Origin of the sequence: Mesorhizobium sp. M1182, assembly GCF_040318335.1 — a bacterium.
Classification (GTDB): Bacteria; Pseudomonadota; Alphaproteobacteria; order Rhizobiales; family Rhizobiaceae; genus Mesorhizobium.
This window is the reverse complement of sequence record NZ_JAMYMD010000001.1, coordinates 199,677-226,569: the sequence shown is the minus strand read 5'-3', so window position 1 is coordinate 226,569 and position 26,893 is coordinate 199,677. Positions and strand designations below refer to the sequence as shown.

25 protein-coding genes are annotated in these 26,893 nt (G+C 63.1%); 15 read left to right on the top strand and 10 right to left on the bottom strand.

Translation table 11 applies throughout. From position 1 onward, the window contains the following. Position 1: 1 nt before the first annotated feature. From NKH33_RS01005 to rnhA, 6 genes are all read left to right on the top strand, one after another. A complete protein-coding gene (locus NKH33_RS01005) occupies positions 2–883 on the top strand; it encodes a cytochrome c oxidase subunit 3 (RefSeq protein ID WP_352449883.1) in 882 nt (293 codons plus the stop codon). 82 nt (positions 884–965) lie between these two features. Further along, positions 966–1,352 (top strand): DUF983 domain-containing protein, encoded by a 387-nt coding sequence (locus NKH33_RS01000; RefSeq protein ID WP_352470653.1) that lies wholly within the window; start codon positions 966–968, stop codon positions 1,350–1,352. Next, the gene (locus NKH33_RS00995) at positions 1,349–2,104 is read left to right on the top strand and encodes an SURF1 family protein (protein ID WP_352540099.1); all 756 of its coding nucleotides are present in this window, start codon (positions 1,349–1,351) and stop codon (positions 2,102–2,104) included. Before NKH33_RS01000 ends, NKH33_RS00995 begins: the two co-directional genes overlap by 4 nt. A 107-nt stretch (positions 2,105–2,211) precedes the next feature. Then, positions 2,212–3,216 carry a 4-hydroxy-3-methylbut-2-enyl diphosphate reductase gene (gene ispH, locus NKH33_RS00990; RefSeq protein WP_254818458.1) on the top strand — a complete coding sequence of 335 codons (1,005 nt, stop codon included), beginning with the start codon at positions 2,212–2,214 and terminating at the stop codon, positions 3,214–3,216. A 5-nt stretch (positions 3,217–3,221) separates the two neighbouring features. Then, positions 3,222–4,184 carry a homoserine kinase gene (locus tag NKH33_RS00985; RefSeq protein WP_352456890.1) on the top strand — a complete coding sequence of 321 codons (963 nt, stop codon included), beginning with the start codon at positions 3,222–3,224 and terminating at the stop codon, positions 4,182–4,184. After that, positions 4,181–4,720 carry a ribonuclease HI gene (gene rnhA, locus NKH33_RS00980; protein WP_352470651.1) on the top strand — a complete coding sequence of 180 codons (540 nt, stop codon included), beginning with the start codon at positions 4,181–4,183 and terminating at the stop codon, positions 4,718–4,720. Before NKH33_RS00985 ends, rnhA begins: the two co-directional genes overlap by 4 nt. Positions 4,721–4,738: 18 nt before the next feature. On the opposite strand, the gene NKH33_RS00975 is transcribed toward rnhA, so the two are convergent. From NKH33_RS00975 to NKH33_RS00965, 3 genes are all read right to left on the bottom strand, one after another. Continuing rightward, positions 4,739–5,218 carry a DUF2938 domain-containing protein gene (locus NKH33_RS00975; RefSeq protein ID WP_352470650.1) on the bottom strand — a complete coding sequence of 160 codons (480 nt, stop codon included), beginning with the start codon at positions 5,216–5,218 and terminating at the stop codon, positions 4,739–4,741. Positions 5,219–5,366: 148 nt separating this feature from the next. Further along, positions 5,367–5,867, bottom strand: a complete 501-nt coding sequence (locus NKH33_RS00970; RefSeq protein ID WP_352540098.1) for a peroxiredoxin — start codon at positions 5,865–5,867, stop codon at positions 5,367–5,369. An 82-nt stretch (positions 5,868–5,949) separates the two neighbouring features. Then, the gene (locus tag NKH33_RS00965; RefSeq protein WP_352456894.1) at positions 5,950–6,756 is read right to left on the bottom strand and encodes a protein-disulfide reductase DsbD domain-containing protein; all 807 of its coding nucleotides are present in this window, start codon (positions 6,754–6,756) and stop codon (positions 5,950–5,952) included. Positions 6,757–6,903: 147 nt separating this feature from the next. Between NKH33_RS00965 and NKH33_RS00960 the strand changes: the two genes are divergently transcribed. Beyond that, positions 6,904–7,512, top strand: coding sequence for a YqgE/AlgH family protein (locus tag NKH33_RS00960; protein WP_031211061.1), 609 nt, complete (start codon positions 6,904–6,906; stop codon positions 7,510–7,512). Between the two features lie 23 nt (positions 7,513–7,535). Here NKH33_RS00960 and NKH33_RS00955 read toward each other — a convergent pair whose 3' ends face one another. Genes NKH33_RS00955 through thrC form a run of 4 tightly spaced genes read right to left on the bottom strand, consistent with a single transcriptional unit; the run spans position 7,536 to position 13,743 of the window. Next, positions 7,536–10,424: an EAL domain-containing protein gene (locus tag NKH33_RS00955; protein ID WP_352470648.1), complete on the bottom strand. Its 2,889-nt coding sequence runs from the start codon at positions 10,422–10,424 to the stop codon at positions 7,536–7,538. A 2-nt stretch (positions 10,425–10,426) separates the two neighbouring features. Next, entirely contained in the window at positions 10,427–11,023 is a 597-nt protein-coding gene (locus NKH33_RS00950) for a GNAT family N-acetyltransferase (protein ID WP_352470647.1), read from the bottom strand. A gap of 15 nt (positions 11,024–11,038) precedes the next feature. Then, positions 11,039–12,331 (bottom strand): M16 family metallopeptidase, encoded by a 1,293-nt coding sequence (locus NKH33_RS00945; protein WP_352470646.1) that lies wholly within the window; start codon positions 12,329–12,331, stop codon positions 11,039–11,041. Between the two features lie 14 nt (positions 12,332–12,345). Beyond that, on the bottom strand, positions 12,346–13,743 hold the full coding sequence (gene thrC / locus NKH33_RS00940) for a threonine synthase (protein ID WP_352540097.1): 1,398 nt from the start codon (positions 13,741–13,743) through the stop codon (positions 12,346–12,348). A gap of 128 nt (positions 13,744–13,871) precedes the next feature. On the opposite strand from thrC, the gene NKH33_RS00935 reads away from it, so the two are divergent. Continuing rightward, a complete protein-coding gene (locus NKH33_RS00935; RefSeq protein WP_352540096.1) occupies positions 13,872–14,570 on the top strand; it encodes a hypothetical protein in 699 nt (232 codons plus the stop codon). A 38-nt stretch (positions 14,571–14,608) separates the two neighbouring features. Here NKH33_RS00935 and NKH33_RS00930 read toward each other — a convergent pair whose 3' ends face one another. Beyond that, positions 14,609–15,298 carry an HAD family hydrolase gene (locus NKH33_RS00930; RefSeq protein ID WP_254818468.1) on the bottom strand — a complete coding sequence of 230 codons (690 nt, stop codon included), beginning with the start codon at positions 15,296–15,298 and terminating at the stop codon, positions 14,609–14,611. A 180-nt stretch (positions 15,299–15,478) separates the two neighbouring features. Here NKH33_RS00930 and NKH33_RS00925 point away from each other — a divergent pair, with 180 nt between their 5' ends. Then, positions 15,479–16,612, top strand: a complete 1,134-nt coding sequence (locus NKH33_RS00925) for a site-specific DNA-methyltransferase (RefSeq protein WP_352470643.1) — start codon at positions 15,479–15,481, stop codon at positions 16,610–16,612. A gap of 65 nt (positions 16,613–16,677) precedes the next feature. On the opposite strand, the gene NKH33_RS00920 is transcribed toward NKH33_RS00925, so the two are convergent. Together NKH33_RS00920 and mutY are read right to left on the bottom strand one after the other, a co-directional pair. Continuing rightward, positions 16,678–17,289 carry an HAD family hydrolase gene (locus NKH33_RS00920; protein WP_352470642.1) on the bottom strand — a complete coding sequence of 204 codons (612 nt, stop codon included), beginning with the start codon at positions 17,287–17,289 and terminating at the stop codon, positions 16,678–16,680. Positions 17,290–17,300: 11 nt separating this feature from the next. Then, positions 17,301–18,413, bottom strand: a complete 1,113-nt coding sequence (mutY, locus tag NKH33_RS00915; protein ID WP_352470641.1) for an A/G-specific adenine glycosylase — start codon at positions 18,411–18,413, stop codon at positions 17,301–17,303. A 49-nt stretch (positions 18,414–18,462) separates the two neighbouring features. Between mutY and NKH33_RS00910 the strand changes: the two genes are divergently transcribed. From NKH33_RS00910 to NKH33_RS00885, 6 genes are all read left to right on the top strand, one after another. Then, positions 18,463–18,963 carry a DUF721 domain-containing protein gene (locus tag NKH33_RS00910; protein WP_352470640.1) on the top strand — a complete coding sequence of 167 codons (501 nt, stop codon included), beginning with the start codon at positions 18,463–18,465 and terminating at the stop codon, positions 18,961–18,963. 129 nt (positions 18,964–19,092) lie between these two features. Beyond that, positions 19,093–19,827 (top strand): DsbA family protein, encoded by a 735-nt coding sequence (locus tag NKH33_RS00905; protein ID WP_352470639.1) that lies wholly within the window; start codon positions 19,093–19,095, stop codon positions 19,825–19,827. A 117-nt stretch (positions 19,828–19,944) separates the two neighbouring features. Then, on the top strand, positions 19,945–23,403 hold the full coding sequence (gene smc, locus NKH33_RS00900; RefSeq protein ID WP_352470638.1) for a chromosome segregation protein SMC: 3,459 nt from the start codon (positions 19,945–19,947) through the stop codon (positions 23,401–23,403). 109 nt (positions 23,404–23,512) lie between these two features. Continuing rightward, the gene (locus NKH33_RS00895) at positions 23,513–24,484 is read left to right on the top strand and encodes an NAD-dependent epimerase/dehydratase family protein (RefSeq protein WP_352917979.1); all 972 of its coding nucleotides are present in this window, start codon (positions 23,513–23,515) and stop codon (positions 24,482–24,484) included. A 185-nt stretch (positions 24,485–24,669) separates the two neighbouring features. After that, positions 24,670–26,607 (top strand): asparagine synthase (glutamine-hydrolyzing), encoded by a 1,938-nt coding sequence (gene asnB / locus NKH33_RS00890; RefSeq protein WP_352470636.1) that lies wholly within the window; start codon positions 24,670–24,672, stop codon positions 26,605–26,607. Between the two features lie 19 nt (positions 26,608–26,626). After that, entirely contained in the window at positions 26,627–26,890 is a 264-nt protein-coding gene (locus tag NKH33_RS00885; RefSeq protein ID WP_352470706.1) for an acyl carrier protein, read from the top strand. Positions 26,891–26,893: the final 3 nt, after the last annotated feature.

Genomic DNA, 26,893 nt, shown 5'->3' with positions numbered 1-26,893 from the left:
TATGGCAGACGCACACGCAAAACCACAACATGACTACCACCTCGTCGACCCGAGCCCGTGGCCGTTCCTGGGCTCCGTCGGGGCGCTGGTGACCGCGTTCGGCGGCGTCTGTTACATGCAATACCTCAAGGGCGGCGATTTCCCGATCTTCGGTTTCAATGTCGCCAATCCATGGCTGTTCTTCATCGGCCTGCTGATCGTCATCTACACGATGTTCGCCTGGTGGTCGGATACGATCAAGGAGGCGCATGAGGGACACCACACCCGTGTCGTGTCGCTGCATCTGCGCTACGGCATGATCATGTTCATCGCCTCCGAGGTGATGTTCTTCGTCGCCTGGTTCTGGGCCTTCTTCGACGCCAGCCTGTTTCCGGGCGAGGTCCATCAATACGCCCGTACCGCCTTCACCGGCGGCGTCTGGCCGCCCAAGGGCCTCGAAGTTCTCGACCCCTTCCATCTGCCGCTCTACAACACCGTCATCCTGCTTCTGTCGGGTACCACGGTGACCTGGGCGCACCACTCGCTCATCCACGGCGACCGCAAGGGCCTGATCAATGGGTTGGTGCTGACCGTCGGCCTCGGCATGCTGTTCACCATGGTGCAGGCCTACGAGTACATGCACGCGCCGTTCGGCTTCAGGGATTCGATCTACGGCGCCACCTTCTTCATGGCGACCGGCTTCCATGGTTTCCACGTCATCATCGGCACGATCTTCCTGTTGGTCTGCCTGATCCGCGCCATAAAGGGCGACTTCACGCCCAAGCAGCATTTCGGCTTCGAGGCCGCCGCCTGGTACTGGCACTTCGTGGACGTGGTGTGGCTGTTCCTGTTTGCCTCGATCTACGTCTGGGCATCGAACGGCGCGATGATCGAACCGCACTGAGATCGAACTGAGGAAATCGACAAGGCGGCTGCGGCGACGTGGCCGCCTTATCTTTTGCGGCAAATGCTCCTAGGATGATCCCATGAGCGACGACAAGGCGATCTGGCCACCAATCGATCCGATCTCGGCCGGCTTGCATGGCCGCTGCCCCCGCTGTGGCGAGGGCAAGCTGTTCTCCGGGTTCCTCACGGTCGGCAATCGCTGCACCAATTGCGGCCTCGATTATTCTTTCGCCGATGCTGGTGACGGGCCGGCGGTGTTCGTTATCCTGATCATCGGCTTCATCGTCGTCGGCCTGGCGTTGTGGATGGAGGTGACGCTCAATCCACCGCTTTGGCTGCATCTGCTGCTGTGGATTCCGCTGACGCTGGTGCTTTGCCTGGCGGCGCTCCGGCTGATCAAGGGCGTGCTGCTGACGCTGCAATACCGCAACAAGGCGGCCGAGGGCCGGCTGGACCGCGGCGAATGAGCGAGGCATCAGGTTCGGTGGCCGGCCGGTCGCGGCCCAAGCGCGCATTGGCGCTCGGCCTGGGTATCGTCGTGTTTTTGATCCTGCTGGCGCTCGGCACCTGGCAGGTTCAGCGCCTGCACTGGAAAGAGGGCCTTCTCCAGACGATCGACCAGCGTACGCATTCGGCGCCTGTACCATTGGCCGAGGTCGAAAAGCGGTTTGCTGCCACCGGCGACGTGGACTACACGCCGGTGATGGTGACCGGCACTTTCCTGCATCAAGACGAGCGGCATTTCCTCGCCACCTGGGAAGGCCAGTCCGGTTTCGACGTTTTCACGCCGCTGCAGCTCGACGATGGCCGTTTCGTGCTGATCAACCGCGGCTTCGTGCCCTACGATTTCAAGGATCCAGCCAAGCGGCCGCAGGGGCAGGTAACGGGCAAAGTGACGGTGACGGGGCTCGCCCGCAACCCGCTGCCGGCCAAGCCCTCGATGATGCTTCCCGACAATGACCCGCAGAAGAACATCTTCTACTGGAAGGACCGTGACGCGATGGCCTCGAGCGCCGGCCTGCCGACAGGTGCGGCGCTGGTGCCGATCTTCATCGATGCGAACGCCACGCCCAACCCCGGCGGGCTGCCGGTTGGCGGTGTCACCGTCATCGACCTGCCGAACAGCCATCTGCAATATGCGATAACCTGGTACGGCCTTGCCGCCGCCCTTGCCGGCGTCCTGATCTCCTGGCTCCGCCGCCCGGCGAAAGACCAATGATCGCCGCCACTACCCTTGACAGGGCAGGGCCGCGCACCTCATTTCGCGCCTTGAGCTCAGAAGTCATAGTCCGATCAACCGGCCCACAATCAGCGTAAGATGCAATCATGCTTCACACAAAGCCGCCGCTGACCATCCGGCTCTGCCAGCCCCGCGGTTTCTGTGCGGGCGTTGACCGTGCCATCCAGATCGTCGTGCTGGCGCTGAAGAAATACGGCGCGCCGGTCTATGTCCGCCACGAGATCGTGCACAACCGCTACGTCGTCGAAGGGCTGCAAAGCCTCGGCGCGGTGTTCATCGAGGAGCTCTCCGAGATCCCGCCCGAGCATCGCCAGAGCCCGGTCGTCTTTTCGGCGCATGGCGTGCCGAAATCGGTGCCGGCCGACGCCCAGTCCCGCAACCTGTTCTATCTCGATGCGACTTGCCCGCTGGTCTCGAAAGTCCACAAGCAGGCGATGCGCCATCAGCGGCTTGGCCGCCACGTGCTCTTGATCGGCCATGCCGGGCATCCGGAGGTGATCGGCACAATGGGCCAGTTGCCGGACGGCGCGGTAACTCTGATCGAGACCGAGGCCGACGCCGCAAGCTTCGTGCCCGCAGACCCACAAGCGCTCGGCTTCGTCACCCAGACGACGCTGTCGGTCGAGGATACCGCCGGTATCATCCGCGCCCTGCAGCAGCGTTTTCCCGAGCTGCACGCGCCGGCGGCGGAATCGATCTGTTATGCCACCACCAATCGCCAGGAAGCGGTCAAGGAAACAGCGGCCGGCGCCGATCTCTTCCTGGTTGTCGGCGCACCTAACTCGTCCAACTCGCGGCGCCTGGTCGAAGTGGCCGAGCGCGCCGGCGCCTCGATGTCGCTTCTCGTGCAGCGCGCCTCCGAAATTCCGTGGAATGAGATTGCCGGCATTTCGACGCTCGGCCTGTCGGCGGGCGCCTCGGCGCCGGAGATCATCGTCGACGAGATCGTCGATGCGTTCAGGCAGCGCTTCGACGTGACCATCGAGCTGGCCGTGACGGCGACGGAGACGGAGGACTTTCCGGTGATGCGGGTGTTGCGCGATGTCGAACTGACGGCTGCCGACATGGCCTTCGTCAACGGGGCCGCGTAGCAACGATGGCGGTTTACACCGACGTCAACGAGGGCGAGCTCGGCGCATTCCTCAGGAACTATCCGGTCGGCGACCTCTTGTCCTACAAGGGCATCGCCGAAGGCACCGAAAACTCGAATTTTCTGCTGCACACCAGCAGCGGCTCCTACATCCTGACGCTTTACGAGAAGCGCGTCGACAAGGCTGACCTGCCGTTCTTTCTCGGCCTCATGGCCCACCTCGCCAGAAAGGGCATCTCGTGTCCGCTCCCGGTCACCGCACATGATGGCGGCGTGATCGGAACACTTGCCGGCCGGCCGGCGGTCATCATCACCTTTCTCGAAGGCCTGTCGCTGCGGCGGCCGACGGCTGCACATTGCGGCGAGGTCGGCAAGGCGCTGGCGGCACTGCATCTCGCCGGCGCGGATTTTCCGATGACCCGCCCCAACGCCCTTGCCATCGATGGCTGGCGCAAGCTGTGGAATGCCGCCCGCGCCCGCGCCGACGAGGTCGAGCCGGGACTGGCGGCCGAGGTCGATGCCGATTTCGCCGATTTCGAGCGGAACTGGCCGAACGGTCTGCCGCAAGGCATCATCCATGCTGATCTTTTCCCGGACAATGTGTTTTTCCTCGGCGAGAAACTGTCCGGGCTGATCGACTTCTATTTCGCCTGCAACGACCTCTATGCCTATGACGTTGCCACGTGCCTGAACGCCTGGTGCTTCGAGAAGGATTTTTCCTTCAATCTGACCAAGGGCACGGCGCTGCTTGCCGGCTACCAAAGCGTGCGGCCGTTGAGCAGTGACGAGAAAGCTGCGCTGCCGATGCTGGCGCGCGGTTCGGCGCTGCGCTTCATGCTGACCCGGCTCTACGACTGGCTGACGGTCCCGGACGGCGGCCTGGTGATGAAACGCGACCCGACCGAGTATATCCGCCGGATGCGCTTCCACCGGGCGATCAACTCTCCTTCCGAATATGGACTGACATGACCAAGCGCGTTGAAATCTTCACCGATGGTGCCTGTTCGGGCAATCCCGGGCCTGGCGGCTGGGGCGCAATCCTGCGCTTCAACGGCGCAATCAAGGAGCTCCATGGTGGCGAGGCTCTGACCACCAACAACCGCATGGAGTTGTTGGCGGCCATCTCGGCGCTCAATGCGCTCAAGGAGCCTTGCGTCGTCGATCTTTATACCGACAGCAACTACGTCAAGGACGGCATTTTCGGCTGGATCGACGGCTGGAAGCGCAACGGCTGGAAGACGGCCGCCAGGCAGCCGGTGAAGAATGCCGAGCTGTGGCAGCAGCTCGACGCTGCGCGCAACCGCCACCAGGTCACCTGGCATTGGGTCAAGGGCCACGCCGGCCATCCCGAGAACGAGCGCGCCGACGAATTGGCGCGGCTCGGCATGGCGCCATTCAAGACGAAGTCGGCGAAACCCGTGCTCGCGTCCGTGCCGCCGGAGGAAGGCACCCACTCCAGGCAATCGGCGGCCAAGAAGGTTCGGCGCTCGACCCAGAGTTATTGATCCGGTTGAACTGGCGTGTCAGCGGATCAGAAGGGCGGTGCCGAACAGTCCGATGGCAAACACCGTATGCGACACAAGATTGAGGGCGCGGACCTGCATCGGATTGGGCCGCTTCGAAGCGGCCCAGCCGGCGCCCATGCCGGGCGCCAGCAGAAACCACCCGGCGCCGACGGTGACGATGCCGAGCATAAAAGCCGGCAGGAAGGTCGGCGCGGTGAGCCAGGCCGTTCCGGCCAGCACGACCAGTATGACGCCGTAGACGATGCCGACAGCATAATGAAAGGCCCAGCCAAGTACTGATTCATGCGGGTAGGGCGAGGCCTCGCCAATGTCGTCATGGAAGACCTTGCCTTCCCTGAGATGCCAGACCCAGCGGCCGACCAGCCCCCAGTTCGGCCGCGGCTGAGCAAACGCCTTGTTCAGGAAAATCGCCCAGACATCCATAAGCGCGGTTGCGCCGATGCCGATCGCGACGCTGCGCCAGACGATGTCAGACATAATCGAGGTCCCCAGAAGCAAGCAGTCCCGAAGGGCCGACGCATGGTCCCGAAAAACCGGGTCGGCTTTCGGAAGGATCATGCGCCGATGCAAAAGTCAGCGTCCTTTGGACGTTGAGCGCTCGAAGGCGCCCTTTGCCGTGCCTGGCCTAGGCTGTCGCCAGGACGGAAAGCTGTCCGAGAATGTGAGCCGCACCGGATTCGTCGACGCCGGGCTTTGTCTCGACATTGAATGCGGTGACCTTGCCGTCATCGACGATCATCGAAAAACGCTTCGAGCGTAGCCCCATGCCGCCGCTGGAGAGGTCGGCGTCGAGGCCGACGGATTTGGCGAAATCGCCATTGCCATCGGCAAGATAAAGGATTTTGCCTTCACCGCCGCTGAAGCGGGCCCAGGCCCCCATAACGTGAACATCGTTGACCGAGACAACGGCGATAGTGTCGACGCCGCGCGCCAGGATGGCGTCGTAATTGTCCAGGTAGCCGGGCAGATGATTGTTGCTGCAGGTCGGCGTGAAGGCGCCTGGAACGCCAAACAGCACGACCTTCTTTCCTGAGAATAGCTCGCCCGTCGTTATCGGCTTTGCACCGTCGGCGGTCATTGTCTTGAAGGTCGCATCGGGCAGTTTGTCGCCAACGGAGATCGTCATGATGGTCCTCGCTTGGAAATGGAAGGGAGTGTCCTTGCGATAGCGAATTAAGGCGCGCCCGGCAACCGTCCAGACGTTGGCATCACGGGAATGGCAACAGGCCTTCGACCGCGCCTGCGGCACTTGTCAGTGTGTAGTGCAGGCCGCCATCGGTTGGCGTTGTCGACGGCCTGTCGAGGATCGGCACAGTAAAGATCAGCTTGCCATCCTTTTCGCTGCGTGCCGGGGCACCGAACATGTAGTCGCGTTCGCCGGCAACGAAGAAGTCGGCGCCCTCGGGGCTGCCCGGAAAGCTCGCTTCGACAATCAGCGTTTCGTGGTCGCCCGGCAGTACGTTTATGCCGAAATCGGGCGTTGCCGTGGCGGGCAGGGTGGCAAGGCCTGCCTTGACCAGTGCCGCGTCCTCGGCGTTGTCCGGATCGGCGCCGGGATCGACGGTCAGCCTTGTCTGCACCGGGATGCAGATGGTTTCGCAGATGCCGAGGAAAATGTCCGCATCGATGACGGCCGGCTGGCCGGGCGCGGCAAGCGTGAACGTCACCGGCAACGAAACGGGGTGGTCGTAGCCGGCCCATTTGCCGTAGCCGTCGTCGTGGCGCTGCGGCGGCGGAAACGAAAGCGTCGCGTCGGCAATGTTGGTGCTGGCCGAGACGTCGATCTGTGGCGGCACGCCCGCATCGCCCGGATCGCGCCAATAGGTCTTCCAGCCGGGCTTCAGCGCAATGTCGAGGACGCCCTGGAGACGCCCGGCCTCATCGGCCTTGCCGCTCGTCACCAGCCGCACCCTGCCGCCTTCGCTGTTGTACCAGGCCGATGAGGAGGCTGAGGCGGGGAGGCCGGTCGCCGATCCAATGGCTACGCCAAGCAGCAGGATTTTCAAGCTTTGCATGGCAATGATTTGATCGTCTGTTGATGGCCGCACAATGATTTCATGACGCCGCCGGCATCATATTTGCGTGACCTTCGATTTACGAGCCTGATCAAATCGGGCGCCGCCCATCTTTTCGACGCCCCGGAAACGCGTTACGCTGTGGCCATGGATTTGTTGCGCCATAAAAGGACGGCCGCAGGACCCGGCTTTCTCGACGATCAGTTCCTGATTGCCATGCCCGGCATGAAGGATGACCGCTTCACGCGCTCTGTCATCTACATTTGCGCGCACAGCGACGAAGGCGCGATGGGGCTGATCATCAACCAGACGCAGCAGATGCTGTTTCCGGACCTGCTCGTGCAACTCGGCATCATGAACGAGCTGGAGGCAATTCGCCTGCCGCCACCGGCGCGCGACTTCGTCGTGCGCAATGGCGGACCGGTGGATCGTAGCCGCGGCTTCGTTCTGCATTCGGGCGACTACCGGGTGGAATCCTCGCTCGCCGTGTCCGACGATGTCTGTCTGACCGCGACCGTCGACATATTGCGCGCCATCTCCTCCGGCCGCGGACCCCGGCGGGCTCTGATGGCGCTTGGCTATGCCGGCTGGGGTGCGGGCCAGCTTGAAAACGAGATCGTCGAGAATGGCTGGCTGACTTGCCCGGCAAGTGCCGAGCTTCTGTTCGACGCCGACATCGATCGCAAATATGACCGGATCCTCGCCTCGATCGGCATTGATCTCGCGCATCTCAGCCTGGCTGCCGGTCACGCCTGAACCTCATTACGTCCTGAAACTTGTCACGCTTGGGTCAACGGATACTGTTCCTTCAGCGTCTTCAGCACCTGGTCGCCCGGCATCGGCGCGCCGAACATGAAGCTCTGCACGTACTCGCAGCCCATCTGCCGCAACTCCAGCGCATCGCTCTCGTCCGAAATGCCTTCGGCGACAACCGACAGGCCGAGTTCATGCGCCATATTGACCATGGATTTGAGCAGCACCGCACGTTTCGGCGTCGCGTCGTCGACGAAGCTCTTGTCGATCTTGATGGTGTCGAATGGAAAGCGCGTCAGATAGGCCAGCGATGAATAGCCGGTGCCGAAATCATCCAGCGACAGGCCGATGCCAAGCTGCTTCAGCTTGGTCAGCACATGGGCGGTCTGCTCGGGATTGTCCATCACCAGCGATTCGGTGAGTTCGAGCCGGAAGCAGCGCGGTTTCAGGTTGGCTCGCGCGATCACCGAGCGGACGTCGCTGACCAGGTCGCGGCGGATGAGCTGACGGCTGGACAGATTGACCGAGACCGACAGCGGCGCATCGCCGATCTGCTTTTGCCATCCCGCCAGGTCTTCGGCAGCCTGTTGCATGGCGAACAGCCCAAGCTGCACGATCAGGCCGCAGTTTTCGGCGACCGGAATGAAATCAGCCGGCGGGATCATGCCGCGACGCGGATGGTCCCAGCGCAGCAGCGCTTCGAAGCCTGCGACGCTGCCGTCCTCCAGCCGCACGATCGGCTGGTAGGCAAGCGTGAATTCGCGTCGTTCGATGGCGCGGCGCAGATCGGACTCGAACTGCAGCCGGTCGGTGCCGACGGTGCGGAAGGCGGGACGGAATGGCTCGATCCGGTCGCCGCCGAAGCGCTTGGCCTGATGCATGGCAAGCTCGGCATCCTTGACCATGTCCTCGGCTGAGGTCTGCGTGGCGGTCCAGGTGATCAGCCCGATCGAGGCGGTCAGCACGATCTCGCGCTTGGCGAAGGTGATCGGGTTGTTGATGGCGTGCTTGATGGCATCGGCAATGCCCGCGATGCGAGCCGGATCCTGCTCCGACAAAAGCATCAGCGCGAACTGGTCGCCGGCAAAGCGCGACAGCGAATCCTTCGGCTTGAGCAGCCGGTGCAGCCGCCGCGCGATGGTCAAAAGGATGGTATCGCCGGCCGAGATGCCGAGCCCGTCATTGACCTGCTTGAAGCGGTCGATGTCGATGACGAAGACGGTCGGGCGCACCTTCTCTTCGGTGCGGGCGATCGAAATGATCGCCTCCAGCCGGTTCATGAACAACTCGCGGTTGGGCAGGCCGGTGAGATTGTCATGTACGGCGTCATGCAGCAGCCGTTCCTCGGACTTCTTCTGCTCCGTCACGTCGACCATGGTGCCGACGCAGCGGATGACCTCGCCGTCCGAGCCGATCACCGGCCGGGCGCGCAGCGAAAACCAGTGATAGTGCCCGTCGGCGCCGCGCAGGCGGAAGTTTTGCGACACCCGGCCGCGCCGGTGCTCGAGCACCACGTCGAGCGTCGTGCGAAACGTGTCGCGGTCGTCGGCATGCAGCACCGGCAGCCAGTTGCGGGCGGGCCCGCCGAGACTGTTGGGGGCAAGGCCGAGCTGAATGCTGACGTCGGGACGAGTGACGACGCGGTCGCGCAGCACGTCCCAGTCCCACACGGTATCGCCCGATCCGGCAACCGCCAGCGCCTGGCGCTCGAGATCGGAGAACAGGCCCTGATGCAGGGCGCCGCCGGCAAAAGCGTGCTGCATCACCGTGAAGCCGATCAGCAGGATGATGAGGATCAGCCCGCCGCCCAGCGCCGGCTGGGCGATATCGTTGTCCAGCATGCCGGTGATCGCCATCCACGATCCGCATAGCCACAGCAGAACCATCACCCAACTGGGCACCAGCATGATGGCGCGGTCGTAACCGCGGATACCGAGGAAGATGATCAGGCCGAGCCCGGTCAGCGCGGTGGCGGCGAAGGACAGCCTGGCAATGCCAGCGGCAACCGCCGGATCGATGATGGCGACACCGGCGATCAGCACCAGCCCGAGAATCCAGACCAGCGCGCCGTAGCTGAAATGGCCGTGCCACCGGTTGAGATTGAGATAGGCAAACAGGAACACCACGAAGGTCGCCGCGAGCGCCACCTCCGTTCCGGCGCGCCACATCTGCTCATTGCCCGGTGAGATCTCTATGATCTTGTTGAGAAAGCCGAAATCGACGCAGATATAGGCAAGCACCGCCCAGGCTAGGGCCGCCGTTGCCGGGAACATCGAGGTCCCCTTGACGACGAAAAGGATGGTCAGGAACAGCGCCAGCAGGCCGGCAATGCCGATGACGATGCCACGAAACAGCGTGTAGGAATTGACCGAATCCTTATAGGATTCAGGGTCCCACAGATAGACCTGCGGCAGCTTGGGCGAGGCAAGCTCGGCGATGAAGGTAATCACCGTTCCCGGGTTCAGCGTGACCCGGAAGACGTCGGCGTCGGGGCTGGTCTGGCGGTCGAGCGCAAAGCCTTCGCTGGGCGTGATCGCGGCGATACGGGTCGAGCCGAGATCCGGCCAGAACAGGCCGGAATTTACCAGCCGGAAATGCGGTGCGACAATCAGCCTGTCGAGCTGCTGGTCGGTGGTATTGGCCAGCGCGAACACCGCCCAGTCACCGCTCGAGCGCGCATCATTTGCCTCGACCTCGATGCGCCGCACGATGCCGTCCGGGCCTGGCGCGGTCGACACCTGAAAATTCTCGCCCTGGTTCCGGTAGATCAAGACGGCCCCCGAAAGATCGAGCGCAACGTCGTCGCGGGCGATCTTGATCGGTTCTACGGCAAAGGCCGAGGACGCCGCGCAGAGCGTGACGATTGCCGCCAGCATAAAGGCAAGCAGCGACCCCTTGCGCAGAAAATTCGTCAAAATCAGCCCTTTGTTCCAACGCCCGGCGGATCGTCCGCGATTCGGGCGTATAGGTAATGGTCCTGCCAGATGCCGTTGATCCTGAGATAGGATCGTAGCAGTCCTTCGCGCCGGAATCCGGCTTTTTCAAGCACGCGGATCGACCGGGCGTTGTCGGGAATACAGGCAGCTTCGATCCGGTGCAATCGCAGCGTTTCGAAGGCGAAACGCGTCACCACTCTTACGGCATCGGTCATCAGGCCGCGTCCGCTGAAGCGCTCGCCGATCCAGTAGCCGATATGGCCGCTTTGGGCGACCCCGTGGCGGATATTGCCGAGGGTGATACCGCCGGCCAGCTTGCCGCTGCTTTTCTCGAAGATGAAGAAGGCGATCGCCGTCCCCTGCGCGTAGTCCTCGCGGTAGCGCCCGATACGATGCCGCCACGCCGTGCGGTCGAGTTCGTCAGGGGTCCATCGCGGCTCCCACGGCTCAAGGAAGGCGCGGCTTTCACTGCGCAGCACCGACCACTCGCGATAGTCGTTGGTCAGCGGTACGCGCAGCGTGACAAGCTCGCCCTTCAGTGCCGGCAGGTCGCGGCGAAAGAAAGGGAGCGCGAACACGACGCTCGAGTAGGCTTAGACGGCGAGCTTGCGGGCAGTGGTCTGCGTGCCCGAAAGCGAATCGAGGATCGCCTCATAGGGCGCGAGCGTACCCACCGGCCCGACGGCTGTAAGCGTCGGCTTGGTCGAAAAAAGCCGCGACGACAGGTCCGTCAGCCGCTCGACCGTCAGCGCCGACAGCCGCTCCATCAACTCTTCCTTGGCTATCGGCCTGCCGAACAGAAGCAACTGCCTGGCGATCTGCGAGGCGCGGCTGGCCGGGCTCTCGGCCGACATGATCAGCCCGGCGCGGTACTGCGCACGCGCCCGGTCGAGCTCCTCCTGCAGGATGTTTTCACCGGCCTTTTGCAGCTCGTCGATGATCACAGGCACCAGCTCGGCAATATCGCTTTGTCCGGTCGCCGCATGGACCCCGAAGACGCCGGTGTCGGAAAAACCCCAATGGAAGGCGTAGACCGAATAGCACAGGCCGCGTTTCTCGCGGACTTCCTGGAAAAGCCGCGACGACATGCCGCCGCCCAGGATCATCGACAGGACCTGGGAGGCGTAGAAATCGCGGACGTGATAGGCGCGGCCCTCGAAACCCAGCACGATCTGCGCGTCCATCAGGTCGCGGTCCTCGCGAAAATCGCCGCCGACATACTGCGCATATTGCGGGATGGTGCCGTCGGCCTTGCCGCGGAAGCTGCCGAGACGCTTTTCGACCTCGCGCACGAAATCGTCGTGCTTGATATCGCCGGCCGCCACCATCACCATGTTCTCGGCGCCGTACTGTCGTTCGATGAAGTCGTGCAGCTGCTTCGAAGTGAAGGATTTGACGGTTTCCGGCGTGCCAAGAATCGAGCGGCCGATAGTCTGGTGGCGGAAGGCGGTCTCGGTAAAGTGATCGAAAACGACGTCGTCGGGCGTATCGTGCGCGGCGCCGATCTCCTGCAGAATCACATGCTGCTCTCGTTCCAACTCCTGCGGATCGAATTCGGATTCCTGCAGGATGTCGGAAAGGATATCGACGGCCAGCGGCACGTCGTCGCTCAGAACCCTTGCATAATAGGAGGTCGTCTCGACGCTGGTGGCGGCATTGATCTCGCCGCCGACGTCCTCGATCTCCGAGGCAATCTCGAAGGCGCTTCGCCGACTGGTGCCCTTGAAAGCCATGTGCTCGAGCAAGTGCGCCATTCCGTGCTCTTCGTCACGCTCGTTGCGTGCGCCCGACTTGACCCAGGCGCCAAGGGCAACAGATTCGAGGCTTGGAAGGGTTTCGGTGGCGACTGTCAGGCCGTTCGACAGACGGCTTACCTCAACACCCATATGGCAATTACTCCCTAACGCGCCGCCCGCGTGTGGCGGCCGAGATAATCTTCCACCATTTTCAGGTCGGATGGAAGTACCGTGTATTTTTCCTCGGCACTCATCAACCCGCCTAGCCATGCAGGCAGGGCAGGCGACACGCCGCTGGCGGCTTCGACGGCGGCGGGAAACTTTGCCGGGTGCGCAGTGCCCAGCACCACCATCGGCACCTCACCCGCAGCCTTGCCGGCGGCCACATGCACGGCCGCGGCGGTATGCGGGTCGAGCAGATAGCCGCTCGCCGCAAGTGTGGTGCGGATGGTGGCGGCGACCTCGTCCATGGTGGCGCGGCCGGCGTCGAATTCGGAGCGGATCTTGGCGATTTCGCCGGCCTCGATGGTGAAGGCGCCGGACTGCTTGAGTCCGTTCATGTAGCGCCGCACGGCCGAGGCATCGCGGCCGGACGCTTCGAACAGCAAGCGTTCGAAGTTCGAAGACACCTGGATGTCCATCGAGGGGGACGTGGTCGAAAAGACCCCCTTCATGCGGTATTCGCCGGTTGCCAGCGTGCGCGCCAGAATATCGTTGTCGTTGGTGGCGATGATCAGCCGTTCGATCGGCAGCCCCATCTTCTTGGCGGCATAGCCGGCGAAGATGTCGCCGAAATTGCCGGTCGGCACGGTGAAGGAAACCGGCCTGTCGGGCGCGCCGAGCGACAGCGCGGAGGAGAAATAATAGACGATCTGGGCCATGATGCGGGCCCAGTTGATCGAGTTGACGCCGGACAGCGATACCCGGTCACGAAAACCGTGGTCGTTGAACATGTCCTTTACCAGGCTCTGGCAGTCGTCGAAATTGCCTTCGATCGCCAACGCATGGACGTTTGCGGCGGTCGAGGTCGTCATCTGCCGCTGCTGTACCGGCGAGACGCGGCCGTGCGGGAAAAGCACGAAGATGTCGGTGCGGTTGCGCCCGGCAAAGGCATCGATGGCGGCCCCTCCGGTGTCGCCGGAGGTGGCGCCGACAATGGTGGCGCGCTGGTCACGCTCGGCCAGCACATGGTCCATCAGCCGTGCAAGAAGCTGCATCGCCACGTCCTTGAAAGCGAGCGTCGGGCCGTGGAAGAGCTCGAGCACGAAGCTGTTCGGCCCGGTCTGCACCAGCGGGCAGACGGCCTCATGGCGGAAGGTTGCATAGGCTTCGCGCACCAGCCGTTCGAACACCGGCGCCGCGATCTCGCCGCCGAGGAACGGCGACAGCACGCGGATGGCAAGATCGGGATAGGCAAGGCCGCGCATGGCGCGGATCTCGGCTGCGGAAAAATGCGGCCAGGCGCTCGGCAGGTAGAGCCCGCCGTCGCGCGCCAGTCCGGCCAGCACCGCGTCGGAAAATCCAAGCGCGGGCGCTTCCCCGCGGGTACTCACATATTGCATCGTCAAGTTTCCATTGCTGCCGGGAATTTTCGCCCGCCGCGAGGTGGTGGATTTCTGCGCTGGATCAGTCGCATTTTTGCCGCGCGGTTGATATACGTCACCGGCTTTGCGAGAGGGAAGTGCAGTCCATGGCGTTTCATTCATTCAACGGTCGTTTTGTCGCGGGTGTGGCGCTCACCGGCTTTATGCTTGCCGCCGCAGGTTGCCAATCGAGCGACAATGGAATTCTCGGCTTCGGCAAAAAGGATGCGACACCGCCACCGCCACCCGATCCCAAGGTGCTTTCCAGCCAGCTGCAGGCCTATTGCCCGAAAGTGACGTTGCGTGACGGCACCGCCTTCTTCAATACCTACGCCAAGAGCGGTCCGAAGCCGAAGAAAAAAACCGATGTTGCCGCCGAGGAAGCCGCCCAGCCGGCAGCGGACGCGGCAGGCGTCGATCAGCCGGACGATTCCGCCAAGATCATCTATCAGGCTTCGATCACCGATGTGACCCGCGACTGCAGCCGCGCCAACGGCTCCTTGTCGATGAAGATAGCCGTCGCCGGCAAGGTCGTGCCTGGCCCGATGTTCACCCCCGGGACCATCACCATGCCGATCCGCATCGCGGTGATGCACGGCACCGAAGTTCTCTATTCGCAGCTTCACTCCTATCAGGTCCAGGTTACCGATCCTTCGAGTGCCACGCAGTTCGTCTTCACCGATTCCAACGTCGTCGTTCCGGAGCCGACGGCGAAGGACTACCAGGCATATGCCGGGTATGACGAGGGCGCTCCGAAAGTAGCGACAGACAAGCCGAGGAAGAAGAAAGCCGCCGCGACCAACTAAGCCGCTGCATTCGTGCCACGGCGGTTGGAGGCGGCCTCTCAGGCGTCCGCCGACCATTCCGACAGCGCGGCGATCACGCTTTTCAGCTCCGCCCAGCGGCGGATGACCGTTTCCGCGCCGGCCTCGGTCAGCGCATCGGCGTGGCCGGGATAGCTGTGCGCCGCGCCGGTGAAGCCGATGACGCGCATTCCCGCCGTCTTGGCGCCGGTGACGCCATGCACCGAATCCTCGATGACAAAGGTGTTCGCAGGATCGGCCTTGAGCTTTTCCGCGGCGAACCGAAACACGTCCGGCGCCGGCTTGGTTTTCCCGGTCGGAGTTTCCAGCGAGGAAAAGATACGGCCGGCAAAGAACGGCAAAAGCTGCACCTTCTCCAGCATGAATTCGATCCGCTCCGAGCGCGAATTCGAACAGACGCAGCGCGGCACTGCTACCGCGGCGACAGCCTCGTGCGCCCCGTCGATGGCACGCACGTCGCTGCGCAGCCTACGATCGACCAGCTGTTCCTCCTTGTCGATCAGCGAGGCCTGGAACGGGATCCGGGACTTTTCCTCGACCCGCATCATGATGTCCTTGAAAGTCAACCCGGCATAGACCTCGGAAATCTCCTCGGCCGATATCTCGTAGCCGGCCGAGGTCAACAGCTCGGCATCGATCCGCGCGGCGATGATTTCGGAATCGACGAGCACGCCGTCGCAATCGAAGATGACAAGGTCTGGCTGGGGCATGGTGATCCGGAAAGCGGGATGAAGGGAATGCCGAGGGCTTTTTGGTCCAAACGGCTCAGGCGGCGCGGCATACACCAACAGGCCGGGCTTCGCAAATTCGGCGGGCTGCTTCACTGAATATTTACGCTGATCGGTAACCATAACGGACAGTAAACAGTAACGCGTGCCTTGGGTGTCACAATGTCTGCCGTGCGTCTTCTCGACGAGCTTTCCGATGTTCCCCAGCAATCCGAGTGGCTGGATACGATCCTGAAGGGCGACTGCGTCGCCGCGCTCGAACGGCTGCCGGAAAAGTCGATCGACGTGATCTTCGCCGATCCGCCCTATAATTTGCAGCTCGATGGCGATCTGCACCGGCCCGATCAATCCAAGGTCGATGCCGTCGACGACCATTGGGACCAGTTCGACAGTTTTGAGGCCTACGACGCCTTCACCCGCGCCTGGCTGCTGGCGGCGCGCCGTGTGTTGAAGCCCAACGGCACGATCTGGGTTATCGGCTCCTACCACAATATTTTCAGGGTCGGCGCCAAGATGCAGGACCTGGGCTTCTGGATCCTCAACGACGTCGTCTGGCGCAAGACCAATCCAATGCCGAATTTCCGTGGCCGCCGTTTCCAGAACGCGCATGAGACGATGATCTGGGCATCGCGCGACCAGAAGGGCAAGGGTTACACATTCAACTACGAGGCGCTGAAGGCGTCGAACGACGACGTCCAGATGCGCTCGGACTGGCTGTTTCCGATCTGCACCGGCGGCGAGCGCCTGAAGAACGACAATGGTGACAAATTGCATCCGACGCAGAAGCCGGAAGCGTTGCTTGCCCGCGTCATGACGGCATCGACCAGGCCGGGCGACATCGTGCTCGACCCGTTCTTCGGTTCAGGCACCACCGGGGCTGTGGCCAAGCGGCTTGGCCGCCACTTCGTCGGCATCGAGCGCGAACAAACCTATATCGATGCCGCCATGGAACGTATCGATGCGGTCCGGCCGCTGGAAGGCGCCAATTTGACGGTACTGACCGGCAAGCGCGCCGAGCCGCGCGTCGCCTTCGTCACCCTTCTCGACAATGGCCTGGTGGCGCCAGGCGCCACGCTCTACGACGCCAAGAAGCGCTGGGCGGCAAAAGTGCGCGCCGACGGCACGCTGGCCATCGGCGACAGTGCCGGGTCGATCCACAAGATCGGCGCCGAGGTGCAGGGGCTGGACGCCTGCAACGGATGGACCTTCTGGCATTATGAGCGCAGCGGCGGCCTGACCCCGATCGACGAGCTTCGCCGCATTGCTCGGCTAGGCATGGAGCGGGCGGGCGCCTGACGGCTTCCGAGTTGCGGCAGATCGGTTAATGCGAAGGCTCAACCAACTCCTGGAACCGATTCAAATCACACTTTGATCCCAAGACTCTCAAGGTCCGCCCTGAGCGTCTTTGCATCGGTGAACAGCACCGACTGCCAGCCCGCCGCCTTGGCGCCGTCGACGTTCTTCTGGCTGTCGTCGATGAACAGCGTCGCTGACGGCTCGAGGCTGAACGCGGCGACGTGGTGGTCATAGATGGCGCGATCCGGCTTGATCTGGCGGATGTCGCCGGAAACGGTGACGCCGCGCGGCCGATTGAGGAAATCGAAGCGCTCGCGGGCCTCGGCGAGCGTATCTGCAGCGAAATTGGTGAGCATCGTCACGTCATGGCCGCTGTCGATCAGGCCGATCATGATGGCGACGCTGTCCTCATAGGCGTGAGGCACCATCTCGTGCCAGTGCCGGCGGAAATTGCGGATATTTTCGGCGTGCTCGGGATATTGCGCGATCGCCAGCGCTTCGGCCTCTTCCCAACTGCGGCCGCGATCCTGCTCGATGTTCCAATCATGCGTGCAGACATTGTCGAAGAACCATTTCCGTTCGTCGGGATCGGGGATCAAGCGACTGAAGGGCAGGTCCGGATCATAGTGGATCAGCACTTTGCCGATGTCGAAAACGATGTGGCGGATTTCAGTCATTCTTCTCTCTTTCAACGCGGCCGCTGCTTTTTCGTCGCGCCCGGTATCGCCGCTTCGATTACCTTTTTCATGACGCTCGGCAGCGCTTCCCCGGAAATTTCATGGGCCAGCGACCAGAAATGCCCGACCGGGGCGGCAACGTCGGTCTCCGCCTTGAACACGTCGAGTTCAAGCGCAAAATGGGTAAAGATATGGCCGATGCGTCCGGCCTGCTGCCAGTTGCCGGGGAGCGGGGCCGCCGCTTCCGTGGTAGCGCCGTCTATGCGCGCCGTCCAGCCGGTCGTCGGCACCTCAGTCATGCCGCCGAGCAGGCCTTTGTCCGCGCGCTTGCGCAGAAGGATGGCGCCGTCGCACCTGACGGCAACGAAGGCGGCACCGCGGCGTAAGGGTCTTTCGGCCTTGGGCAGGCGGACCGGAAAGCGTTCGGGGTCGCCCGAGATCGTGGCGCTGCAATTCTCGCGAACGGGGCAGAGCATGCAGCGGGGCCGTCGCGGCGTGCAGATCGTCGCGCCCAGGTCCATCATCGCCTGCGCGAAGTCGCCGGGCCTTGTCGGGGGAACCATGCGTTCGACCTGGCCGCGTATCTCGCCCTTGGCCTCGCCCAGCGGCGTGGCGATCGAAAACAGCCGTGAGACGACCCGTTCGACATTGCCGTCGACGACCGCGGCTGGTCGGTCGAAGGCGATCGCTGCGATCGCCGCCGCCGTATAGGCGCCGATGCCGGGCAGTTCCTTCAAGGCGGACTCGCTGTCCGGAAAGCGGCCGCCTTGCCGCGCGACGAGATCGGCACAGGCTTTGAGGTTACGGGCGCGGGAATAATAGCCGAGCCCGGCCCAGGCCTTCATGACGTCTTCGGTCGGTGCCGCCGCCAGCGCCTGGACCGTTGGCCATTTCTGCACGAACGCCCGAAAATAGGATTTTACCGCCTCGACCGTGGTTTGCTGCAGCATCACCTCGGAAAGCCAGACCAGATAGGGATCGGGCCGCGCCCCGCCCGCCAGCGCGCGCGGTGAAACGCGCCAGGGCAAGTCGCGGTGATGCGCGTCGTACCAGGCAAGCAGCCGGGAGGCGATCTCGACATTGTCTCCGGATACGGCCTTGCGGGTCTGGTCGTGCAGTGCCATTGATCGAGGGTCGGCCCTAATCCATTAGTGCTGAAGCTGGAGAACGCAAATGGCAGGGAAAAGGCCCTTCGGCAATCCCGTTCCGGTGAGCGATCTCGCAACCGAGATCCTCGACCCAGTGCTGCGCAAACGGGCCGGTATGTCGATCGGACTGGTCCAGTCATGGGAAGAAATTGCTGGGCCGCGGCTTGCCGGCCGCTCGCGCCCGGAAAAGATCCAGTGGCCGCGCCGCATGCACGAGGACGATCCTTTCGAACCGGCGGTGCTGGTGGTTGCCTGCGAGGGCGTGGCGGCGCTGCATCTGCAGCACGAGACCGGCGAGATCATCAACCGGGTCAATGCCTTCCTCGGTTTCAATGCGATCGGCCGGATCAGGATCGTGCAGAAGCCGGTAATGGCGGGCAAGGACAAGCCGAAACCCAGTTTGCGGCCATTGACTGCGGCCGAGAAAGCGAAGCTGTCGGGCACCGTTGGTTTGATCGAGGACGGCGGGCTGCGCGCCTCGCTAGAGCGGCTTGGCGCCACCATTCTCGGTCAAAAGAAACCGTGATCTCGCGCTATCGTGATGGTATGCCCGGATTTGGCGATTGGAATAGGGGCGGTAATGCCTTAATTCGCGCCAACTCTCGCTTTTTGTAGACTTTGCATTGCAAAATCCAACTATTGCCAGGTGATTCGTATGATCCGTTCCTTGTCCCGCAGAAACCTTTTGACTTCGCTGGTCGCAATACCAGCGGTGGCGCTGCTTGCCGCCTGCAGCGACTCGGGCGAGAAAGCCGAGGCGCAGGATGTGAAGCCTGCGGCTCCGGAACCTGCGAAGCCGGCCGCTCCGGCCGCTCCGGCCGCCGCGGCGGCGCCGGAGGCTCAGGGCACGGTCGATATGGCAGCACTGCTGAAGCCCGGCGCATTGCCCGACATGCAACTCGGCAAGGACGATGCAAAGGTCACCATAGTCGAATATGCATCGATGACCTGCCCGCATTGCGCGCATTTCGCCGAGACCACTTTTCCGGAGCTGAAGACGAAATATATCGACACCGGCAAGGCCCGTTACATACTGCGCGAGTTTCCGTTCGATCCCAGCGCGGAGGCCGGTTTCATGCTGGCGCGATGCTCCAAGGACAACTATTTCCCGATGGTCGATGTGCTGTTCAGGCAGCAGGCGAACTGGGTTGGTGTGAACAATACCAAGGACGCGCTGCTGCAAATCGCCAAGCTTGCCGGTTTTACACAGGAGTCCTTCGAGGCCTGCTTGACGGACCAGAAACTTCTGGACGATGTGAGATCCGTCCAGAAGCGCGGCGCCGACGAATTCAAGGTCGATTCCACACCGACCTTTTTCATCAACGGAAAGACCTACAAAGGGGCGATGTCGATTGCGGAAATGTCGGCCATCATCGACCCTCTGCTCTGACGTTTCGGCAGCGCCGAAGCGGCGTCGCTTCGGCGTACGCACTTCTTTGTCTTGCCGCGGGGTCTCCTTGCAAAACCGCGGAACAGCGTTGCGAAACTTGGCTATGGGCCGGCGCGAATGAAGTTCTCGCGCCTTCGCCTGCTCGGCTTCAAATCCTTCGTCGAACCCGGCGAGTTCGTCATCGAACGCGGCCTGACCGGCATCGTCGGGCCGAACGGCTGCGGCAAGTCGAACCTGGTCGAGGCGCTGCGCTGGGTTATGGGCGAAAGCTCCTACAAGAACATGCGTGCGTCCGGCATGGACGACGTCATCTTTTCCGGCTCGGGAACGCGTCCGGCCCGCAACACCGCCGAAGTCACGCTGTTCCTCGACAATAGCGACCGCACCGCGCCGTCCGCCTTCAACGACGCCGATGAGTTGCAGGTCTCGCGCCGCATCGAGCGCGAGGCCGGCTCGCTCTACCGCATCAACGGCAAGGAGGCTCGCGCCAAGGACGTGCAGCTGCTGTTCGCCGACCAGTCGACCGGCGCCCGCTCGCCCTCGATGGTCGGCCAGGGCCGCATCGGCGAGCTGATCCAGGCAAAGCCGCAAGCGCGCCGCGCGCTGCTGGAAGAGGCGGCCGGAATTTCCGGCCTGCATACGCGCCGCCACGAAGCCGAGCTGCGGCTGAAGGCGGCGGAACAGAACCTCGAAAGGCTGGACGACGTCGTCGGCGAGCTGGAAAGCCAGATTGAAAGCCTGAAACGCCAGGCTCGCCAGGCCTCGCGCTTCAAGAACCTGTCGGCCGACATCCGCAAGGCCGAAGCGACGCTGCTGCATCTGCGCTGGACGCTGGCCAAGACGCAGGAAGGGGAAGCGCGTTCGGCGCTGGCGATTGCCACCGCGCTGGTCGGCGACCGTGCCGCCGCCCAGATGGCTGCCGCCAGGGAACAAGGTATCAACGCCCACCGGCTGCCGGACTTGCGCGATGCGGAAGCCGCTGCCGCCGCCGCCTTCCAGCGTCTGTCGATCGCCAAGGCGCAGATCGAGGAAGAGGCGGGCCGCATCCGCGCCCGCCAGGCAGAGCTCGACCGCCGACTGCAACAGCTCGATGGCGACCTTGCCCGTGAGGAGCGCATGGTCCGCGATAATGCGGATATCCTCGAACGCCTCGCCGCCGAAGAAGCCGCGCTCAATGCCGAAAACGCCGGCGCCGCCGAGCGCGAGGCCAGCACCCGCGCGGCTTTCGAGCAGGCGGCATCGACGCTTGCCTCGAGCGAGGTCAGGCTCGCCGCGCTGACCGCCGAACGGGCGGAGGCTGCCGCCTCGCGCAACCAGATCGAACGGACGCTGCGCGACACCGCTGAGCGCCGCGACCGCTTTGCCCGCCAGCTTGCCGATGTCGACCGCGAACTGTCGGAGATCGTCTCCAGGGTCGCCGGCCTGCCCGATCCCGCCGAGAAGCGGCTACTGGTCGATCAGGCGCTGGCGCTGCTCGAAAAGGCCGAGGCAGCCGCCATTGCCGCCGAACAGGCGGTCGCCGAGGCGCGTGCAGACGAAAGTGCTGCCCGCCCACCGGTTCAGGACACAAAGGCCGAGCTGGCGCGGATCGAAACCGAGGCCCGCACGCTGGCCAAGATCCTCAACGCCGCCAGCGGCGATCTATTTCCCTCGGTGCTGGAGCAGATCAGCGTCGAGCGTGGCTACGAGACGGCGCTGGGTGCCGCGCTTGGCGAAGATCTCGACGTGCCGCTCGACCGCAGTGCGCCGGTGCATTGGGGCCAGAGCGAAATCCAGCCTGCCGACGCCGCATTGCCCGAAGGCATAAGGAGCCTCGCCAGCGTTGTGCGTGCGCCGGCACAGCTGGCCCGCAGGCTGGCCCAGATCGGCATTGTCGAAGCCGCCGACGGAAGACGGCTGCAGACGCTGCTTGCTCCCGGTCAACGGCTGGTCAGCCGCGAAGGCGCGCTCTGGCGTTGGGACGGCTTCACCGCCAGCGCCGATGCCCCGACCGCCGCCGCGCAGCGGCTGGCGCAGAAAAACCGGCTGGCCGAGCTCGATGCCGAAGTAGTCCATGCCACGCGCGCCCTGCGCGAAGCTGAACAAGCCCTTGCCCGGGCCGAACAGGCGCGTGCCCAGGCGAGCGAGGCCGAACGCAACGCCCGACAGGCCGGACGCGATGCCCAGCACGGGCTCGATGCTGCCCGCAATACGCTGGCCGAGGCCGAAAGAGCCGGCGGCGAGCTGTCGAGCCGGCGTGCAGCACTTGACGAGGCGCGCGCACGCATTGTCGACAGCCATGAGGAAACGGCGGCGGCATTCGTCGAGGCGGAAATGCTGCTGCAGGACGCGCCCGATCTCGGCGATCTGCAATTGCAGCTCGAGCAGTCGGCGGCCAACGTCGCCCGCGACCGCGCCGCCCTTGCCGATGCGCGTGCCGTTCACGAGGGCCTGAGGCGGGAAGCCGAGGCACGTGCGCGTCGGCTCGATGCCATCGGCGCGGAACGGTGCAACTGGGTGGAGCGAGCCGAAAACGCCTCGACACAGATCGCGGCGCTCGGCGAACGCAAGGCGGAGGCCGAGGCCGAGCGCGAGCAACTGGCCGACGCCCCCGACGAGATCGACGCCAAGCGGCGCGCCCTGCTGTCGCAACTCGCCGAGGCCGAAAGCCTGCGCAAGGCGGCGGGCGACCGCTTGCAGGAAGCGGAGAACCGCCAGTCCGAGCTGGACAAGGCTGCGACTGCTGCCATCCAGTCGCTGGCCGAGGCGCGCGAATCCCGCGTTCGCGCCGAAGAGCGGCTGACCGCCGCCGACGAGCGTCGGCTGGAAGTCGAGGCGCGCATCCAGGAAACGCTGAACACGCCGCCGCATCTGGTTATCCGCCACACCGGCCTCGAACCCGACAGCCCGATGCCCGAAATGGCCGAGATCGAGCGTCAGCTCGACCGGCTGAAGGTCGAACGCGAACGGCTCGGTGCCGTCAATCTGCGCGCCGAGGAGGAGCAGAAGGAACTGTCGGACCGGCTGGAGACCATCGTCTCCGAGCGCGACGACATCATCGAGGCGATCCGGAAGCTGCGACAGGCGATCCATAGCCTGAACCGCGAAGGCCGCGAGCGGCTGCTCGCCGCCTTCGAGGTGGTCAACGGCCATTTTCAACGGCTGTTTTCGCATCTGTTCGGCGGCGGCACCGCCGAGCTGCAACTGATCGAGTCCGACGATCCGCTCGAAGCGGGGCTCGAGATCCTGGCGCGTCCGCCCGGCAAGAAGCCGCAGACGATGACGCTGCTGTCCGGCGGCGAGCAGGCGTTGACGGCGATGTCGCTGATCTTCGCCGTGTTCCTGACCAACCCGGCGCCGATCTGCGTGCTCGACGAAGTCGACGCGCCGCTCGATGACCACAATGTCGAGCGTTTCTGCAATCTGATGGACGAAATGGCCGCAACCACCGAAACGCGCTTCGTCATCATCACACACAACCCGATCACCATGGCGCGCATGGACCGGCTGTTTGGGGTGACCATGGCCGAGCAAGGCGTCAGCCAACTGGTGTCGGTTGACCTGCAGGCGGCCGAAGCCATGCGCGAGGCAAGCTGACGCATCAGCTTAATGGTGGTCTCCACCTCGGCTTTCGACTATAGCACGACAAAATGGGCCGGATCTGCCGCTCCAGATACCGGCCCGGCTATGCGCGTGGAGAAGCTTGTTGCCTATACTTGTCACCGGAGCCGCGGGGTTCATTGGCAGCCACGTTTGCCACCATCTGCTCGACCGGGGAGAAGCGGTCGTCGGCGTCGACAACATGAACGACTATTACGACCTGGCGCTCAAAAAGGGGCGGCTTGCCGGCCTTCTGCCCCATAAGGATTTTTCGTTCCACCAGATCGATATTGCCGAACAGGGCGCGCTTGCAGCCGCTTTGGCCGGGCAAGGCATCGTTAGGATCGTGCACCTTGCCGCGCAGGCGGGCGTGCGCCACTCACTCGACAATCCGCGGCTCTATATCCGCTCCAATGTCATGGGCCACCTCGAAGTGCTCGAATTCTGTCGCGCCGAACCGGCATTCGAGCATCTGGTCTATGCCTCGTCGAGCTCGGTGTATGGCGGCAACCGCATCGTGCCGTTCAGCGAAGCCGATCAGGTCGACAAGCCCGTTTCGCTTTACGCCGCCACCAAGAAAACCGATGAGTTGATGAGCCACACCTACGCCCATCTGTTCGGCATACCGCAGACCGGCCTGCGGTTTTTCACGGTCTACGGTCCCTGGGGCCGTCCCGACATGGCCTATTGGATGTTCACCCAGGCGATGCTCAAGGGCAAGCCGATCCGGGTCTTCAACAATGGCGAAATGTGGCGCGATTTCACCTACATAGACGATGTTGTGAAGGCGGTTGTCGCCGTGCTCGACAAGCCGCCGGCGGCTGACGTTCCGCCGAACAGGCTCTACAATGTCGGCAACAACCGGCCGGTGCGTCTGGGCGACTTCATCGACATTCTGGAAAGGCTGCTCAAGGTCAAGGCAATCCGCCACAACGAGCCGATGCAGGCGAGCGACGTCGAGAAGACCTACGCCGACATGACCGCGCTGGAGCGGGATTTCGGCTTCAGGCCTAGCGTTTCGATAGAGGACGGGCTGAAGAAGTTTGTCGACTGGTACCGGCCGTACTCGAAGCAGTGATTTGCACCGCTCGCCGTGATGCCTTCAAGCTGACATCTGAAGTGGGGCGCAAGTCGGTCCGCAAAAAGCATCATTTTGTCCTAACATCCTGTTAACCACATGCTCGCTGAAACGTATCCGATTAACCTTTGAGGCGCTTATGACCGCTATGTTTCGTGGCTTGCTGTTCAGTATGAGCTGGGTGGATGTGCGGATTCGGGGGCTATTTCGGTTCAGTCCGGGATGCGGAAGCTTTGCTTGCGCGCATGACGTCTGCGATCGCCCATCGCGGGCCGGATGAACAAGGGAAATTCGTAGCGCCCGAGGCTGGACTTGGGCATGCGCGGCTGTCGGTGATTGGGATTGGTGATGGCCAGCAGCCGATGTCCGACGAAACCGGCGATTTGACGGTTGCGTTCAACGGCGAGATCTTCAACTACGTGGAATTGCGCGAAGGGCTGCTGGCCAAGGGCCGACGCTTCCGCACGTCGAGCGACACAGAGGTTCTCCTGCAGCTGTATGACGAGATGGGCGAAGACTGTCTGTCGCTCCTGAACGGTGATTTCGCCTTCGCGATTTGGGATAACCGGCGGCGGCGGATGGTGCTTGCAAGAGACCGCATGGGTGTTCGGCCGCTGTTCTACACCAGCAAGGACGGGGTGCTCTACTTTGCGTCGGAGATAAAGGCCCTGCTGACGGTACCCGGCGTCTCGGCCGAAATCGATCCAATTGCACTCGACCAGATCTTTACGCTGTGGGCGCCGATCGCTCCACGCACGGCTTTCCGCAACATCCACGAGCTGGAGCCGGCAAGCGTGATGATCGCGACACAGGGGCAAGTCACGGTCAAACCATATTGGCACCTAGACTACCCGTATCCGGATAGGCCATCGAAGATCACCAATGAGGACGACGCGGCCGAGGAACTGCAGGCCCTGTTGACCGACGCGGTGAGGCTTCGGATGCGCGCCGACGTGCCGGTCGGTTCTTACCTTTCGGGCGGGCTCGATTCATCCCTCGTTTCGGCACTCGCGGCCGGCATGACTCCTCTTAAGCTGCAGACATTTTCCGTGACGTTCGACAGCGGCGAGCATGACGAAAGCGCCTTCCAGACCGAAATGGCGTCAGCACTTGGCACACGCCATCGAACCATTGCGTGTCGTGCCGGCGATATCGCCGGTGCGTTTCCCGAAGTCATCCGCTTTACCGAGCGGCCGATCATCCGCACGGCCCCAGCCCCCCTCTATCAACTGTCCGGCCTCGTTCGCCAGGCCGGTTTGAAAGTAGTGCTGACAGGCGAAGGCGCCGACGAGGTCTTTGCCGGCTATGATGTCTTCAAGGAAGCGCGGGTTCGCCGTTTCTGCGCGCGACAGCCGGCATCGCGCATAAGGCCACAACTGTTCCGCAAGCTTTATCCCTATCTGCCGGGCCTGCAACAGCAGTCCGTGGAGTACCTGGCTGCGTTCTTCGGAACCGGCAGCGCTGCCCTGGACGATCCGCTGTTCTCGCATCGGCCGCGTTTCAAGACCACATCAGCGGCGAAGATGTTCTTTTCCGGTGACCTGCGCGCGACATTGAAGGGGTATGACGCAGCCGAGGACCTGGCCAGCCGGTTGCCTGAGGCGTTTTCCCGGTGGCATCCGCTGCATCAGGCGCAATATCTAGAAACCCGCTTCCTCCTGCCGGGCTACATCCTCTCCAGCCAGGGCGATCGCATGGCCATGGCGCACGGTATCGAAGGGCGGTTCCCCTTCCTTGACCATCGCTTGGTGGAGTTTGCGGCAAGACTTCCGCCGGAGATGAAGCTGAAGGGACTGGTGGAAAAACACATATTGCGCAAAGCTGCCAAGCACCTGCTTCCGACGGCCATCCGCGAGCGCACCAAACAGCCTTACCGGGCGCCGGAAGCCCGCTCCTTCGTGGGAGCCGGAGAATTGGACTACGTACGCGACTCGCTGAGCGAGGCGAGTATCGCCTCCGGAGGACTATTCAACGCCAAGGCGGTGGCGAACCTGCACGAGAAATGCCGCTTGCAGCCAGCGTCCGGATTCCGCGACAATGCGGCTTTCGTCGGCATTTTGTCGGCGCAACTGTGGCAGAAGATTTTCACCGGCGAAAAGGTCGGTGAAGCACGAGCGGCCTGAGAAATCGAGGGAATGAAAAATCATGGTAGCAATCAAGGACAAGGTCAAAACCTTTATCGTCGACAACTTCCTGTTCGGCGACACGTCCTACGAGCTTGCAGACACCGCATCACTGATCGAGAACGGCATCATCGACTCGACGGCCGTGTTGGAGCTAGTGGCATTCATAGAGGATGATTTTGGCATAGCGATGGTCGATGCCGACATCGTACCGGCCAATCTGGATTCGATTGACCGTATCTCAGCCTTCGTCAAGGCAAAAGCAGAAGCGCTGGCAGCATAGGCG

Excerpts from the sequence above, each read along its gene's own strand:
- NKH33_RS01005 (WP_352449883.1), top strand. The coding sequence starts at position 2 with ATGGCAGACGCACACGCAAAACCACAACATGACTACCACCTCGTCGAC.
- NKH33_RS01000 (WP_352470653.1), top strand. The coding sequence starts at position 966 with ATGAGCGACGACAAGGCGATCTGGCCACCAATCGATCCGATCTCGGCC.
- NKH33_RS00995 (WP_352540099.1), top strand. The coding sequence starts at position 1,349 with ATGAGCGAGGCATCAGGTTCGGTGGCCGGCCGGTCGCGGCCCAAGCGC.
- ispH (WP_254818458.1), top strand. The coding sequence starts at position 2,212 with ATGCTTCACACAAAGCCGCCGCTGACCATCCGGCTCTGCCAGCCCCGC.
- NKH33_RS00985 (WP_352456890.1), top strand. The coding sequence starts at position 3,222 with ATGGCGGTTTACACCGACGTCAACGAGGGCGAGCTCGGCGCATTCCTC.
- rnhA (WP_352470651.1), top strand. The coding sequence starts at position 4,181 with ATGACCAAGCGCGTTGAAATCTTCACCGATGGTGCCTGTTCGGGCAAT.
- NKH33_RS00975 (WP_352470650.1), bottom strand. The coding sequence starts at position 5,218 with ATGTCTGACATCGTCTGGCGCAGCGTCGCGATCGGCATCGGCGCAACC.
- NKH33_RS00970 (WP_352540098.1), bottom strand. The coding sequence starts at position 5,867 with ATGACGATCTCCGTTGGCGACAAACTGCCCGATGCGACCTTCAAGACA.
- NKH33_RS00965 (WP_352456894.1), bottom strand. The coding sequence starts at position 6,756 with ATGCAAAGCTTGAAAATCCTGCTGCTTGGCGTAGCCATTGGATCGGCG.
- NKH33_RS00960 (WP_031211061.1), top strand. The coding sequence starts at position 6,904 with ATGGATTTGTTGCGCCATAAAAGGACGGCCGCAGGACCCGGCTTTCTC.
- NKH33_RS00945 (WP_352470646.1), bottom strand. The coding sequence starts at position 12,331 with ATGGGTGTTGAGGTAAGCCGTCTGTCGAACGGCCTGACAGTCGCCACC.
- thrC (WP_352540097.1), bottom strand. The coding sequence starts at position 13,743 with ATGCAATATGTGAGTACCCGCGGGGAAGCGCCCGCGCTTGGATTTTCC.
- NKH33_RS00935 (WP_352540096.1), top strand. The coding sequence starts at position 13,872 with ATGGCGTTTCATTCATTCAACGGTCGTTTTGTCGCGGGTGTGGCGCTC.
- NKH33_RS00930 (WP_254818468.1), bottom strand. The coding sequence starts at position 15,298 with ATGCCCCAGCCAGACCTTGTCATCTTCGATTGCGACGGCGTGCTCGTC.
- NKH33_RS00925 (WP_352470643.1), top strand. The coding sequence starts at position 15,479 with ATGTCTGCCGTGCGTCTTCTCGACGAGCTTTCCGATGTTCCCCAGCAA.
- NKH33_RS00920 (WP_352470642.1), bottom strand. The coding sequence starts at position 17,289 with ATGACTGAAATCCGCCACATCGTTTTCGACATCGGCAAAGTGCTGATC.
- mutY (WP_352470641.1), bottom strand. The coding sequence starts at position 18,413 with ATGGCACTGCACGACCAGACCCGCAAGGCCGTATCCGGAGACAATGTC.
- NKH33_RS00910 (WP_352470640.1), top strand. The coding sequence starts at position 18,463 with ATGGCAGGGAAAAGGCCCTTCGGCAATCCCGTTCCGGTGAGCGATCTC.
- NKH33_RS00905 (WP_352470639.1), top strand. The coding sequence starts at position 19,093 with ATGATCCGTTCCTTGTCCCGCAGAAACCTTTTGACTTCGCTGGTCGCA.
- smc (WP_352470638.1), top strand. The coding sequence starts at position 19,945 with ATGAAGTTCTCGCGCCTTCGCCTGCTCGGCTTCAAATCCTTCGTCGAA.
- asnB (WP_352470636.1), top strand. The coding sequence starts at position 24,670 with ATGTGCGGATTCGGGGGCTATTTCGGTTCAGTCCGGGATGCGGAAGCT.